The sequence below is a fragment of the Methylocaldum szegediense genome, from assembly GCF_949769195.1.
Lineage (GTDB): Bacteria > Pseudomonadota > Gammaproteobacteria > Methylococcales > Methylococcaceae > Methylocaldum > Methylocaldum szegediense.
In genome coordinates, this window is record NZ_OX458333.1 from 709,541 (window position 1) to 723,885 (window position 14,345).

General features: G+C 53.6%; 13 protein-coding genes and 1 pseudogene. 12 read left to right on the forward strand and 2 right to left on the reverse strand.

Annotated elements, in window-relative coordinates:
• Positions 1-146 precede the first annotated feature (146 nt).
• The 8 genes from QEN43_RS03100 (at position 147) to hxlB (ending at position 5,704) form a co-directional block, all read left to right on the forward strand.
• Entirely contained in the window at positions 147-767 is a 621-nt protein-coding gene (locus tag QEN43_RS03100; protein WP_026611919.1) for a MotA/TolQ/ExbB proton channel family protein, read from the forward strand.
• 5 nt (positions 768-772) lie between these two features.
• Complete coding sequence (locus tag QEN43_RS03105; protein WP_026611920.1) at positions 773-1,195, forward strand: ExbD/TolR family protein; 423 nt, start codon at positions 773-775, stop codon at positions 1,193-1,195.
• Positions 1,196-1,235: 40 nt separating this feature from the next.
• Positions 1,236-2,219, forward strand: coding sequence for a tetraacyldisaccharide 4'-kinase (gene lpxK, locus QEN43_RS03110; RefSeq protein WP_051332041.1), 984 nt, complete (start codon positions 1,236-1,238; stop codon positions 2,217-2,219).
• The gene (locus tag QEN43_RS03115; RefSeq protein WP_026611922.1) at positions 2,200-2,388 is read left to right on the forward strand and encodes a Trm112 family protein; all 189 of its coding nucleotides are present in this window, start codon (positions 2,200-2,202) and stop codon (positions 2,386-2,388) included. Before lpxK ends, QEN43_RS03115 begins: the two co-directional genes overlap by 20 nt.
• Positions 2,389-2,398: 10 nt before the next feature.
• A complete protein-coding gene (kdsB, locus tag QEN43_RS03120) occupies positions 2,399-3,160 on the forward strand; it encodes a 3-deoxy-manno-octulosonate cytidylyltransferase (RefSeq protein ID WP_026611923.1) in 762 nt (253 codons plus the stop codon).
• A gap of 409 nt (positions 3,161-3,569) precedes the next feature.
• A complete protein-coding gene (locus tag QEN43_RS03125) occupies positions 3,570-4,163 on the forward strand; it encodes a hypothetical protein (protein WP_026611925.1) in 594 nt (197 codons plus the stop codon).
• Between the two features lie 356 nt (positions 4,164-4,519).
• Positions 4,520-5,161, forward strand: a complete 642-nt coding sequence (hxlA, locus tag QEN43_RS03130; RefSeq protein WP_026611926.1) for a 3-hexulose-6-phosphate synthase — start codon at positions 4,520-4,522, stop codon at positions 5,159-5,161.
• 9 nt (positions 5,162-5,170) lie between these two features.
• Positions 5,171-5,704, forward strand: coding sequence for a 6-phospho-3-hexuloisomerase (gene hxlB / locus QEN43_RS03135; protein WP_026611927.1), 534 nt, complete (start codon positions 5,171-5,173; stop codon positions 5,702-5,704).
• Positions 5,705-6,406: 702 nt separating this feature from the next.
• Here the strand turns inward: hxlB and QEN43_RS03140 are convergent.
• Positions 6,407-7,366: pseudogene (locus QEN43_RS03140) on the reverse strand (IS481 family transposase); the annotation flags it as partial.
• 505 nt (positions 7,367-7,871) lie between these two features.
• The gene (locus tag QEN43_RS03145) at positions 7,872-8,858 is read right to left on the reverse strand and encodes a transaldolase (RefSeq protein ID WP_026611930.1); all 987 of its coding nucleotides are present in this window, start codon (positions 8,856-8,858) and stop codon (positions 7,872-7,874) included.
• A gap of 458 nt (positions 8,859-9,316) precedes the next feature.
• Here QEN43_RS03145 and tkt point away from each other — a divergent pair, with 458 nt between their 5' ends.
• The 4 genes from tkt to QEN43_RS03165 all read left to right on the forward strand — a co-directional run bounded on the left by tkt (position 9,317) and on the right by QEN43_RS03165 (position 14,300).
• Positions 9,317-11,329: a transketolase gene (tkt, locus tag QEN43_RS03150; protein WP_026611931.1), complete on the forward strand. Its 2,013-nt coding sequence runs from the start codon at positions 9,317-9,319 to the stop codon at positions 11,327-11,329.
• Between the two features lie 184 nt (positions 11,330-11,513).
• Positions 11,514-12,578 (forward strand): class II fructose-bisphosphate aldolase, encoded by a 1,065-nt coding sequence (gene fba, locus QEN43_RS03155; protein WP_317963696.1) that lies wholly within the window; start codon positions 11,514-11,516, stop codon positions 12,576-12,578.
• Positions 12,579-12,597: 19 nt separating this feature from the next.
• Positions 12,598-13,374, forward strand: coding sequence for an HAD-IA family hydrolase (locus QEN43_RS03160; protein ID WP_026611933.1), 777 nt, complete (start codon positions 12,598-12,600; stop codon positions 13,372-13,374).
• A gap of 50 nt (positions 13,375-13,424) precedes the next feature.
• Entirely contained in the window at positions 13,425-14,300 is an 876-nt protein-coding gene (locus QEN43_RS03165) for a phosphoribulokinase (RefSeq protein ID WP_026611934.1), read from the forward strand.
• The last annotated feature ends 45 nt before the right edge of the window (positions 14,301-14,345 follow it).

Below are 14,345 nucleotides of genomic sequence, written 5' to 3' on the forward strand. Positions count from 1 at the left end.
CTGACACCATGTGTCAGCGGTCGATGTGTCAGACCGCTAGGATACGCCGAAAGGTGTTTGGGCATGCTCGAATTTTAGTGTGTTGACCTCCGGGTTCGGTTGGATCGACTAGAATGGTTGGCTGACTGACATGGGGATAATTGACTATGTTTGAAATCATTAAAGCAGGTGGCTGGGTCATGATTCCCATCCTTGCCTGTTCAATACTGGCTCTGGCTATCATCGTAGAGCGATTTTGGGCGCTGCGCCCGGGTCGTATCATTCCGGCTCAGCTCGTGCCCGAAGTGTGGAACAAGTATCGGAACAATCAGCTCGACAGTGCCTATATCCGGCGGTTACGGGCCCATTCGCCCCTCGGCGCGGTTCTTGCCGCAGGGCTTATGAACTACTCTCACGGGCGCGAAGCGGTAAAAGAGAGTATCGAGCAGGCTGGGCGCCAAGTGATCCATGACTTGGAACGATATTTGAACACCCTTGGGACGATCGCGTCGGTGTCGCCTTATCTGGGACTGCTGGGTAGTGTGCTCGGTATGATCAAGGTTTTCTCGACGTTTTCTATGACGAGCGGGATCAGCAATCCTACCAAACTTGCAGGAGGTATATCCGAAATCCTTATCGCGACGGCTGCGGGATTGGCGGTAGCGATTCCGAGCTTGATCTTTTACCGATATTTTCAGGGGCGAGTGGTTGACTTTGCGGTTCGCATGGAAGAGGAGGCCGTGCGTTTGGTCGAGACGCTTTACAGCAGTCAGGAAGAGGAGGAGTAGGGGCGATGAATTTCCGGCCACGGCGTCGGGATTATCCCGAACTCAACCTGATTCCGATGATCGACGTCCTCATTGTGTTGCTAATTTTTCTGGTATTGACGACGACATTCAGTCGTGAAGCGGAATTGCAGATTCAGTTACCGGAGGCGACGGGACAGACGGCAAGCGAGGAAAAGAGCATCGACATTGTGGTAGACACAGAAGGGCGTTACTTCGTCAACGAGCATCAGGTGGTCAACACCCAAATCGAAACGTTGAAGAAAGCGATTTTGGAAGCCGCCGGCGAGAGGAAGGATCCACTGCTGGTGATTAATGCAGACCAGAGAGCCACGCACCAATCTGTCATCACGGTATTGGATGCCGCCAGCCAACTCGGGTTCACACACGTGACTTTCGCCGCTAAGAGCGAGGCAGGTGAAACTCACTAACCGGTCGAGTCAGGTGAGGAACCAATTTACCGGGTGGTTGATGCGGGAGTGGTATGAGAAACCGCGTCCGAATCTCTTTTTGGTCTCACTCGAACTGTTATTCCGACAAGTCGTCAGGGCTCGCCGCTGGGCATACCGGCACGGACTGAAGCGGGTCCGCCATTTTCCGGTTCCAGTTGTTGTGGTCGGCAACTTGACCGTCGGCGGTACCGGTAAGACGCCCTTAGTAATTTGGCTGGCACAATATCTTAAGGAGAATGGATTCAAGCCCGGGATCGTCAGCCGTGGCTATGGTGTCTCGACGGGATCTCGGCCGCTTCGGGTTTCGAAGGAATCGGATGCTTACGCTGTTGGCGACGAACCTTTGCTCATTGCGCGCCGAACCGGCTGTCCGGTGTTTGTTTTCGCAAAGCGTGCCAAGGCGGCAAGTGCGCTCGTGGAAAATGTCGACTGTGACATCATTCTGTCCGACGACGGATTACAGCACTATGCCTTGGGCCGCGATTTGGAGATAGCGGTAGTGGACGGCGCGAGGCGATTCGGGAATGGATACTGCCTGCCCGCAGGCCCTTTGCGGGAGCCGGTCGAGCGACTAAGCTCAGTCGATCTGAGGGTTTACTCAGGCGAAGCTCCTGTGGGTGAGTATGTCATGGTTTTGGAAGGGGATATGGCTGTCAATCTTCGGGACGAGAGCGTGAGAGTACCGTTGACGTCCTTTTCTGGATCGGTCTTTTGCGCGATTGCTGGAATCGGGCACCCAAAGCGGTTTTTTAAGCATCTTTCAGATTTTGGTTTGAAGTTCGAGTGTCGCGAATTTCCTGATCATTACCGATATCAGGCAGACGACTTTGAGTTTGTCGGCGACCGCGCGGTCGTGATGACAGAGAAGGATGCCGTAAAATGCCGCGCCTTTGCCACTCCCAATTTTTGGTATGTGCCAGTCGAAGCCCGGTTGCCGATGGAGTTCGGCGCAACACTGTTAACTTTATTGAAGGCTAAACGCAATGGATCGAAAACTACTTGAGATCTTGGTCTGTCCTGTCTGTAAAGGCGAACTTCGTTTCAAGAAGGAACAGCAAGAGTTAATCTGCAAAGCGGACCGACTTGCCTATCCGATACGCGATGACATCCCGGTGATGCTGGAAGACGAAGCCCGCAGAATCAGCCTAGAAGAATACGACGCGCTGTCGTAACGGCTAAAGCATGGCGTCCTTCAACATTGTCATTCCGGCACGCTACGGATCGAGCCGGCTGCCCGGAAAGCCTCTCCTCGAGTTGGCGGGTCGACCGATGATCGTCCATGTCTGCGAACGTGCGTTGGAGGCGGGCGGTAAGGTCTTCGTGGCCACCGATGACCAACGGATCTGTGATGCAGTGAGTCACCTGCCGGTACGTGCCGTGATAACTCGGAAGGATCATGCTAACGGTAGTCAACGGATCGCCGAGGTAGTGGATCGGTTGGGTTGGTCGGATGATGAAATCATCGTCAATCTGCAGGGTGACGAACCGCTCATGCGGCCGAGCTTGGTGAGACATGTCGCTGCCGCCCTGGTCGACCAAAGCGTGGCACAGGTTGCTACGCTCGCTGTTCCCATCCAAAGCCGCGCTGAAGTTTTCGATCCGAACGCCGTCAAGGTTGTGCTCGATCGAAATGGTTATGCGCTTTATTTTAGCCGTGCTCCCATTCCTTGGCATCGGGCTGGCTTCGTTGAAGCGGGCGCACTGTTACCCGATAACTTTCCATATCTCCGGCATATTGGTATCTACGCGTACTCGGCAGGTTTTCTGCGGCGCTACGCGGGTTGGCTTCCGACTCAACTCGAAACCGTGGAAGCGTTGGAACAACTACGTATCCTATGGTATGGAGAACGTATTCTCGTCTTACCCATCGAAGATGCTCCGGAGGCAGGGGTTGATACCGAAGATGATTTGCGAAGAGTCAGGCAGATCTTATCCACCCAGTGAATGGGTGTGAGTGGCGACCGACTGAGCGTTTAGAAGCCTCTCGCCACCGTTTATAAACTGAAATTCAGGATTTTCTCCCGGTGCGAAGCTCCATTGCATTTGTATACTCGGAGGTTGGCTGTTTGATGTTGTTCAGGAAAAGGTAGCCTGAACGACCAAAGCTCCATGTGTTTTGCTACTTTCGGCTCCAAAATTTCGGTGAGGTCTAGATTGATGCGTGGGGGGCAAGGCATGGAGTGTTTCTTCATGTCGTCCGAAGTGCGCGCGGCTAGCGGGCTCGCTTACGGGGAAAGAGCTCCATATATTCCATTTGATGATTCGCCCCCTTATACTAAGTTAGGAGCGGCCGTTCAGCTAATGCTGGCCTAGGTCTTCATCCGTTTTTATAAGATGTTTTTAGGAGAATGATGTGAAAAAACACGATTTGACGAAAGCTGTACTTGCAGCGCTGCTACTTGCCAGCCCACTGGCAAAGGCTGAATCCGAATATCCGGCAGCAGATTTTGAGCCGGTGGTGATTATTCAGGACGTTGACTTGATCGCCGAGCATGAAAAAGCTGCGAAAGAGCGTGTGGCGACCCTACAGGCTCAGGCGAAACAGGAGGCGACCAGTTCAACTTCCGCTGCTGCGTCATCAGCCGATCAACCCAGCTCCGCTCCCGCCTCCGCCGCGGCCAAAGCGGAAAATCCCTTGGCTGAAAATTATCCGATCGCGTTGATCGTTTTAGGACTCATCGGTTTTATGTTCTGGAGCAATCGCCAGGCAGGTTCCAAACGTGAGGCTGCTGTTCCACAGTCAGTTGCACCCGTTTCACAAGGCGCACAAGGAGGGGAAACCGGGGTTGCAAGATACCTGAAAAACCTGTCGGAACCAAGCAAAGCGGGGGCAGCCGAAACTGGTGTGGCTCGGTATCTAAAAAACTTGTCGGCAACGCCCACGTCGTCAGCGCGGTTGACTGGTGTAGCGAAGTACCTGAAAAACCTTGAAAGTAGCGCAAGATAAGACAGCTGCTTCGCCGAACGCGATAGGTTTCTCCAAGACTGAGCTTAGCTGTGCATGATAAGCAGAAGCTGGCAAAGTCACCTCTTAATGGGCTGGATCGATTGGTCCTGTATTTCCAGAACCATCGCCACTGTCCCCAGCTAATACCTTATGGCACATGGCGAAATTGTCTTAGCGTTTCGTACGGTTGTGCCAGCGTTGACGAATAATAAGAGAGTAACAGAGGATCGTTGACACCTATCCCGATTCTAATTTAGAGTACGAATAATGCGTTTATATTAAAGAATGCATTTTATAACTATTAAGTTTTAGTTAAATAGGTATCTACCTCAACTATAACAATTGGAGCACCCATCATGGCAAGACCCTTAATACAATTGGCACTGGATTCGCTAGACGTCAATCAGACCTTGAAACTCGCGACGCTCGCGGCTCCATACGTCGACATTTTTGAAATTGGAACACCGTGCATTAAGCATAACGGCATCGGGCTGGTCAGAGAGTTGAGGAAAAAGTTTCCCAACAAGCTGATTTTAGTCGATCTTAAGACCATGGATGCCGGCGAATACGAGGCGACGCCGTTCTATGCTGCGGGCGCTGATATTTGCACGGTTCTCGGTGTCTCCGGTTCGGCGACCATCGCTGGTGTAATCAAGGCGGCCAACGCTCATAACGCCGAGGTTCAGGTCGATCTCATTAACGTTCCTGATAAAGTGGCATGTGCGCGGGAGTCGGCGAGGCTCGGCGCCCATATCATCGGCGTTCACACAGGCTTGGATGCCCAAGCAGCTGGGCAAACCCCGTTTGCTGACCTGCAGGCTGTGGCTCGGCTGAATCTCCCCGTCAGAATATCGGTCGCCGGTGGGATTAAGCAATCCACCGTTCAGCAAGTCACGCGCGCTGGCGCAAATATCGTTGTTGTCGGTGCGGCCATTTATGGTGCTCCTTCGCCCGCCGATGCTGCACGCGAGATTTGCGAGCTCGCCAGTGCCGCATAGGGGCGTCAGATGCATCACAAAACAATCATAGAAAAGATTTCGGGCGTCTTAGAGGCAACGGATCCAACCTATGATGAGAAATTGACCCAGATGCTTGATGAGGCGTCGCGTATTTTTGTGGCTGGTGCCGGTCGTTCCGGCCTGGTCGCGAGATTCTTCGCGATGCGGCTGATGCATGGTGGGTATGATGCGTATGTTGTTGGTGAAATTGTCACCCCGAGCATTAGAAAAGGTGACTTATTTATCGTAATCTCAGGCTCTGGAGAGACTGAGACGATGATTGCTTTCACCAAACGCGCGAAGGAACAAGGCGCCAAGATCGCATTGCTGTCGACAAAGCGCAGTTCAACGATCGGCGACATGGCGGATTTCGTTTGCCAAATCGGCACCGCGGAGCAATACAGCAAGGTCGTCGGTATGCCTATGGGCACGACGTTTGAGTTGTCGGCATTGATCTTTTTAGAAGCTACGATCGCCCATATCATTCATGAAAAAGGAATTCCGGAAGAAGAAATGAGGACAAGACACGCTAACTTAGAGTAGTGTCAGAAGAGGTTTGACTCGGGGCGATATGCTCGCATATCGCCCTCCTTAAGTCGCAAACTTGCCGTAGAAATCGATGCGCCTGGACAAGTAGGTCAGGATTTAGACGATAAACATCGTCTTGAGCCCATTCAGGGGCGGTCAGCCTGGATCAATACCTTGCGGGCGCGTTTCTTTACACGGAACGGCAAACGCCACCGATCTCATTTTCTCCCCATTACCTGCAGGTAAAGTACATCGAAACGCGATGCCGCCCTGTATTTTAGCCAGGACGGTGGTCGGTATTTTACTTCAGTTAAGGCTTAAACTTCTGTTTTATGTCATTTGCTCGGTAAGAATCCTAAAGCCTCATTGAGGCAAACACCGGCTTTAGGCAGCAATTCGCGCGGGCTTGACTTGTATAACGGTCATCGTAAACCTGAAATTTCGGCTACCCCCGATCAGGATGAAACGGCTTAGGAACGGTGTTTTGCTAGTGAGCCTTTACACCGGGCATTCGACAGCTAAAGACTTAAAAACTCGTCCCACCTCCTGGTTGACCAGGTGTCAAATCTTTCGATTTTGCTTTATCGAAATATCGTCGCAGGGGTTGCTGACCGGTGTCCGTTGATAATCGACGGATTTATCGTTTTTGGAGTTTTTGATAGCAAAAATTCTCGGCCTGTCCCGCCTTGATGAGCAAAGATACGGGATATTTATTTTGTCAAGTCCCGCAAGATCGTAAACCTTCTTTCGAAAAAGATGAGGATGGGACAGTTGCCAGTTTTTGAGAGCCTGGATCGGGGTGAGATGGCCTAAGGCCTTTTGGGGAATGTGATGATTGTACAGCTCGACATAGCGGTGCAGGGTGGTGTCCAGATCGGCGGTTGAATCGAAGTGATGGGTTTGCAACACCTCCTCGATGCGGCCATTGAAGCGTTCCACCAGGCCATTCGTTTGGGGCCGGCCCGGCGGAATCAGGCGATGTTCGATGCCTTGTTCAGTACAGAGGCGGTCAAACTCATGCGTCCCCGAGGGCTGCCGAGTTCGGGTCAGGAAACGGTCGGTAAACTCCGAGCCGTTGTCGGTCAGGCATTTCTGGATGCGGAAAGGCGCGGCCTGAATCACCGCTTTGAGGAAGTCCTTTGCGCTTAAGGCGGAGCGGTTGGGCTTGAGGGCGACATAGACCCAGCGGGTGGCGCGGTCGATGGCGACGAACAGGTATCGGCGGGGTTCGCCGTCGATGGCGGGCAAGTACTTAACATCCAGGTGAAGGAAGCCGGGCTCATAGGCCTTGAAGGGTTTGACCTTCGCCTTCTCTGTAGGCGGAAGCAGGGTCTTGAGGGACGCCACCCCGTGGCGGCGCAGGCAGCGGTCTAGCCCGGAACGGGACACGGCGGGATTGAGAAATTCCCGGGTCACGGCCAGGAGATCATCCAAGGGGAGGAGCAGAGCTTGGCGGAGGTAGACCACGATGGCTTCCTGGGCGGGCGTGAGCGTGGTTCTGAGGGTGTGGGGCCGGTGTGAGGCATCTTCGACCGAGGAGCGGTGTTTCCACTTGCGGACGGTCGTTCGGCTAATGCCATGCTTTTGGGCCAAGGCGCGCTCGCTCAACGTGGACGCTTGAATGGCCTGCCGAACGGCCGGGGTGGTACGGGCGTTCTTATGAAGACGAATCTGCATGGAGAGAAACCTCACTTGGACGAACCGAATATCTCCTGGAGAAGGCTCCGGGCTTCGAACAGAGCATAACTCCTTCTCGGTAAATAATCATACGGGACGTGACACATAACGAGTTTTCTGTCGACGAGGCAGTATCTTTCCATAGAACCGGTTCCATCTGTGCGCACGGTATATCGACCTGTCCGTGTTGTAGGCTGTATTGTTCCGACAATTTCTCGTGGAGTCCATCCTGTGTCATCCTGCCTTCAGGTTTCCGAATGCCCGGATGCACGAGGTAGCATAAGTTGGCGAGCCCAATATCTGGGACCCACTTATCGGCAATAAGCCTGGCTTGGTAGACGCAACAGTGGCGTCGCTCAGGCTGATGCTTTTGTGAGGATACGGCAAAACGAATTGGGCGACTACTTCTAAGCCGTCGACAGATTCCACGGCTCCATCGAAGCGGCCGCCCCCAGGTTTCAGGAACTAACGTATTCTTAACCGGGTAGGTTGTGGATCAGGATACCTAGCCCTCAAGATAAGAAAGCCGGGTAGAAAGAAGTTGTTCCAGTGTCTCTAAGGCTTTGGTAAAGCCGTCAATACCTTCCGACAGTTTTTCCGAAGCCATTCGATTCTCAGCGTGCATCCGGTCGAACGTTTCTTTATCCATTGTAATCTTTTCGATCGAAGCTTCAGCTGCTTTTGCAGGATCCAATTTCCGTGGTAGATCACCCTCGGTAGACTGCAGCTCCGCCAGAAGCGAAGGCGCGATCGTCAGAAGGTCGCAGCCGGCCAGTTCGGTAATTTCCCCGATGTTCCGGAAGCTTGCACCCATGACTTCTGTCTTGTAGCCGAACTTCTTGTAATAGTTATAGATCTGAGTGACCGACTGGACGCCGGGGTCTTCGTGCGGCAGGTACGACTCACGGCCGGTATTCTTCTTGTACCAGTCGAGGATTCGACCGACGAACGGAGAAATCAAGGTCACGCCGGCCTCGGCACACGCGATTGCCTGGTGCAAACCGAACAATAACGTCAGGTTGCAATGAATGCCTTCTTTCTCAAGTACTGCGGCAGCTTGGATGCCTTCCCAAGTAGCCGCGATTTTGATGAGCACCCGCTCTTTCGAAACCCCAGCCGCTTCGTACTGAGCGATAATATCGCGAGCCTTTGCAATAGTCCCCTCGGTATCATATGAAAGTCTGGCATCCACTTCGGTGGAGACCCGACCTTCAATGATCTCGAGAATTTTGAGACCAAAAGAAACTGCCAGCCGATCGAAAGCGAGGGAAACGACTTGGGATGCCGGCGCGTCTTTTCCCAGAGTCTGCCTCGCACCTTTCAATGTATCATCTACGATGCTCTGGTACTGAGGCATTTGAGCAGCGGCAGTGATCAGCGACGGATTGGTCGTCGCGTCACGTGGTTTGAAGGTTTCTATGGCCTGAAGGTCACCGGTGTCGGCCACAACCACCGTCATTTCGCGGAGTTGTTCAAGTAAGTTCTTTGGCATAATCGAATCCTACATTTGCAAACTAGTGGTGTTAGGTGAGCGCCGGGAAGATCCGAGCTCCCGATTACTATTGCATGAGGCCCCGACGAACTATTCTGACGGAACCGCCTGATCAGAAATACGTGGGGCGTGTCACCGCAATAACCGGCTAAGAATACATGGAACCAAACGGTCTTAACAAGAACGATGCCGGAGATCGCCGGGTGACGCCAATGTTGCGGGATGGCACGTTCTGAGCACCGCGAGGCGACCCGCCAGCCTAATAGCGGCAACGTTCCCAGCTTATGTTCCAAGCGGCTTTTTCATTCTTGTGTAAAGGTTGAAGAATTCGTTTGCCGCAGACTCTCACAAACATAATTATTGACACGGTGCCTATGGGAGGCTCGTGACAAAGTTGATCATGCTGATAAAATTCCTTCCTCGATTTCGTAACCATAAAAACCATTAAGGAGAAAGACATGCCTTCGCGTCGAGAATTAGCAAATGCCATACGCGCCTTGAGCATGGATGCCGTGCAACAAGCAAATTCCGGGCATCCGGGAGCCCCCATGGGAATGGCAGATATTGCCGAAGTCCTTTGGAACGATTATCTGAAGCACAATCCAGCAAACCCCAAGTGGCCGGACCGCGACCGTTTCGTTCTTTCCAACGGTCACGCCTCGATGCTTATTTACTCGCTGCTGCATTTGACCGGCTACGATCTCCCAATCGAAGAGCTGAAAAATTTCCGCCAGCTGCATTCCAAGACGCCCGGCCATCCGGAGTATGGTTATACACCGGGCGTGGAAACGACAACCGGCCCGTTGGGCCAAGGCATCACGAACGCGGTCGGTATGGCCTTGGCGGAACGTACTCTCGCCGCGCAGTTCAATCGCCCCGGCCACAAGATCGTCGACCATTATACTTATGTTTTCTTGGGCGATGGCTGCTTGATGGAGGGTATTTCGCACGAAGCTTGCTCTCTAGCGGGTTCCATGAAGCTCGGCAAGCTGATCGCGTTCTACGATGACAATAACATTTCGATTGACGGTGAGGTGCGTGGTCACGGCAACACGCCTGGTTGGTTCATGGACGACACTCCAAAGCGCTTCGAGTCGTATGGTTGGCATGTCATTCCGAAAGTAGACGGCCACGACGCGGAAGCCGTAAAAAAAGCGATTGAGGAAGCGCGGTCTGTCACCGACAAGCCGTCCTTGATTTGTTGTCAGACGATCATTGGTTGGGGCTCGCCAAACAAGCAGGGCAAGGAAGAATGCCACGGTGCTGCGTTGGGTGCTGACGAAGTAGCGTTGGTTCGGGAAACGATAGGCTGGCGGTATCCGCCCTTCGAAATCCCGCCCGAAATCTATGAGGCCTGGGATGCCAGGGAAGTCGGCGCGAAGGCAGAGGCCGATTGGAACGACAGGTTTGAAAACTATCGCAGGGAATATCCGGAATTAGCGGCGGAATTCGAGCGCCGTATGGCCGGCGAGCTTCCTCGCGATTGGGCGGAAAAGTCTGAAGCCTTTATCGCCAAAGTTAATGAAAAGGCCGAAACCATTGCCACCCGCAAAGCGTCGCAGAACGCCCTCAACGGATATGGCCCACTGCTGCCGGAACTCATGGGCGGCTCCGCCGACCTTGCGGGTTCGAATCTGACCATCTGGTCTGGCTGCAAGAACGTGAACGCGGAACCCTACGACGGTAATTACGTCTACTACGGCGTGCGCGAGTTCGGTATGTCCGCGATCATGAACGGTATCGTTCTGCACGGCGGCTTCAAACCCTATGGCGGCACTTTCCTGATGTTTTCCGAATACGCTCGAAACGCCGTGCGCATGTCGGCCCTCATGAAAGCTCCGGTGATTTATGTCTATACGCACGATTCTATCGGCCTGGGCGAAGACGGGCCAACGCACCAGCCGGTCGAGCAGACTGCCACCTTGCGGATGATTCCGAACATGCAGGTTTGGCGTCCGTGTGACGCTGTGGAAACCGCGGTGGCTTGGAAAGCAGCAATCGAGCGTAAGGATGGGCCTACTGCGCTGATTCTTTCGCGTCAGAATCTGCCGCATGTGTCCCGAACGCCGGCGCAGATCGATGCGATCCGCCGGGGCGGCTACGTTCTTCGCGACTGCGACGGAACGCCGGACGCGATCATCATCGCTACGGGGTCGGAAGTCGATCTGGCGCTGAAGGTTGCGGAAGAACTGGCCGGCAAGGGTAAGAAAATACGCGTTGTATCCATGGTATCGACCAATGTATTCGATGCCCAGGACGCGGCCTATCGCGAATCGGTACTGCCATCCGCCGTCACCAAGCGCGTGGTCGTCGAAGCCGGCGTCAGCGATGGTTGGTATAAATACGTGGGATTCGGCGGCAAGATCGTTGGGCTAGACCGTTTTGGCGAATCGGCTCCGGCTGGACAGCTCTTCAAAGAGTTTGGTTTCACCGTCGAGAATGTCGTCAAACAGGTGGAGTCGATTCTCTAGCGTTAAAGAAACGGCCTAACTGTCGACGAATTTTCGACATGCCTCTCTCGGCGAATTTAAAGCCGAGAGAGGCATGTGTCGCCCAGCGGCTCGTTCTTGCAAGCAAATCACTTGCAAGAACGAGCCGCTGGGCGGCTGAATTTCGCCGCAAAGTAGGCGATCAGCAGGCGAGAGGAGTCGATCGATGGCTATCATTTCTTTAAGACAATTGTTGGATCACGCTGCCGAGCACGGCTATGGCTTGCCGGCGTTTAATGTCAATAACATGGAGCAGGTTAAGGCCATCATGGAAGCCGCTGCCGCAGTCGATGCCCCGGTTATCCTTCAGGGATCCGCCGGTGCTCGTACCTATGCGGGAGAGCCTTTCCTGCGGCATCTGGTGCTTGCAGCCGTGGAAATGTACCCGCACATCCCAATCTGCATGCATCAGGACCATGGCGCTTCGCCATCCGTTTGCGTTCGTGCGATTCAATCGGGCTTCAGCTCGGTCATGATGGATGGCTCATTGCTGGAGGACATGAAAACGCCGTCCAGCTATGAATACAACGTCGAAGTCACGCGCAAAGTCGTCGATATGGCTCACGCTTGCGGTGTTTCGGTCGAAGGTGAATTGGGTTGTCTCGGCTCCTTGGAAACTGGAAAAGCCGGGGAAGAAGACGGTCACGGCGCGGCGGGTGAGCTGGACCACTCTCAATTGCTGACCGACCCGGAAGAGGCCGCCGATTTCGTCAAGAAAACCAAGGTTGACGCTTTAGCAATCGCAATCGGTACCAGTCACGGGGCCTATAAATTCACTAGAAAGCCTACCGGTAAGGTGTTGCGCATCGATCGGGTCAAAGAGATCCACGCACGGATTCCAAACGTTCATTTGGTCATGCACGGCTCGTCTTCGGTACCCGAGGAGTGGGCAGTGATGATCAACCAGTATGGCGGTGATATCGGTCAGACCTATGGCGTGCCCGTCGAGGAGATCGTAGAAGGCATTCGTCATGGTGTTCGCAAGGTGAATATCGATACCGACCTGCGTATCGCATCCTATGGCGCTATGCGTAAGTTCATGGCCGAAGATAGAAAGAATTTCGATCCGCGCAAGCTCTACAAGGAGGCACAAAAGGCAATGACCAGCATTTGTACGGCTCGCTACGAGGCGTTCGGTGCTGCAGGGCAGGCGTCTAAGATCAAAGTCATCAGCTTGGAAGAAATGAGCAAGCGTTACAGCAAGGGCGAGTTGGATCCGGTTGTCACCTAGGCAGGGCCGTGGATAGCTAGTGCTCAAAGCCCTCATCTTCGACGTGGATGGCACGTTGGCGGACACTGAACGGTACGGCCATCGCGTCGCGTTCAACCGAGCTTTTGCAGAAGCTCGCCTGAATTGGGTCTGGGATGAAGCCTTGTACGGCGACTTATTGGCTGTCAGCGGAGGCAAGGAGCGTATTCGACATTTCATTGCCGCTTACCATCCGGACATCCCCTGCGGCGAAGGCGAGTTGGATGCCTTCATTGACGACTTGCACGCCGCAAAGACGCGCTACTATCTAAACTTGCTTGAAACCGTCGGTATTCCGGCTAGGCCGGGTGTCCGTCGGTTGATCAAGGAAGCCATGGCTGCGCGATTGGCGCTGGCTATTGCCACGACAGCGACTTCAGAAGATGTCAATGCTGTGTTATCAGCCTTGTTTGGCGCGGAAGCTCTCGATTGGTTCGAGGTGGTCGCGACTGGGGACGTTGTTTCGAATAAAAAGCCCGCGCCCGATATTTACGAGTACGTACTGGCGAAATTAAGCTTGGATGCTACCGACTGCGTGGCTTTCGAGGATTCGGAAAACGGCTTCCGAGCGGCGCTTGCAGCCGGCATTCCGACGCTAGTTACGGTCAATGACTATACCATCGACCAGGATTTCACCGGAGCGTTGCTCGTAACGGATCACCTTGGAGAGCCGGACTTGCCTTTGACGTGTCTGAGCAAAGCGCCTTGGGAACCATTCCGTTTGGTCGATATCGATGCTCTCAGGCGACTGCATGAAAACTGGACTCGCGAAAAATAGCGTAGCCATAGATCCGGACGCGGATTTCGAAGTTTTTTGAGGAGTCCTCCATGTCGAAAAAGCACCCCGTCATCGCCGTTACCGGCTCGTCCGGTGCCGGTACGACTACGGTCAAGAAGGCTTTCGAGCACATTTTTTTTCGGCTGGGAGTGAAACCTCTCATGATTGAGGGCGATAGCTATTTCCGTTATACCCTTCGGGAAATGCAAGCTCGCATCGCCCAGGCGCAAAAGGAAGGGAAGAATTTCAGCCATTTCTCGATCGAGGCGAACCTCCTCGACGAGCTGGAACAGACTTTCAGGACCTATGGTGAGACCGGTGCGGCCAAGCGTCGTTACTATATTCGCAGCGAAGAAGAGGGAAACAAACTCGGTTATCCAGTCGGCACGTTTTCGCCCTGGGAAGAGGTGCCGCCGGGCACTGATCTCATGTTCTACGAGGGGTTGCACGGTGCAATCAAGACCGAGACGATCGATGTAGCTAGATTTACCGACCTGCTTGTCGGCGTCGTTCCCATCGTCAATCTCGAATGGATCCAAAAAATACACCGGGATAATGCCCTATACGGGTATAAGCCGGAAGACACCACAGAGGTTATCCTGCGGCGCATGGAGGATTACGTAAAGGTGATCACACCGCAGTTTTCGCGCACCGATATCAATTTTCAGCGAGTGCCTCTGGTGGATACCTCAAATCCTTTCATCGCGCGCGATATTCCTACTCCGGATGAAAGCATCGTGATCATTCGTTTCAGGGACCCGCGCAAGTTCGACATCGACTTTGGGTATTTGCTGGCGATGATTCATAAGTCCTTCATGTCCAGACATAATTCCATTGTCATTCCGGGCGGTAAAATGGGCCTGGCGATGGAAATCATATTTCGGCCGATCATCGAGCGCCTAATGGAGGAACGCGCGACGACCTAACGGCCGCTGGAACATACGGGATGGACGTAAGCCAAGGAAGCCCAT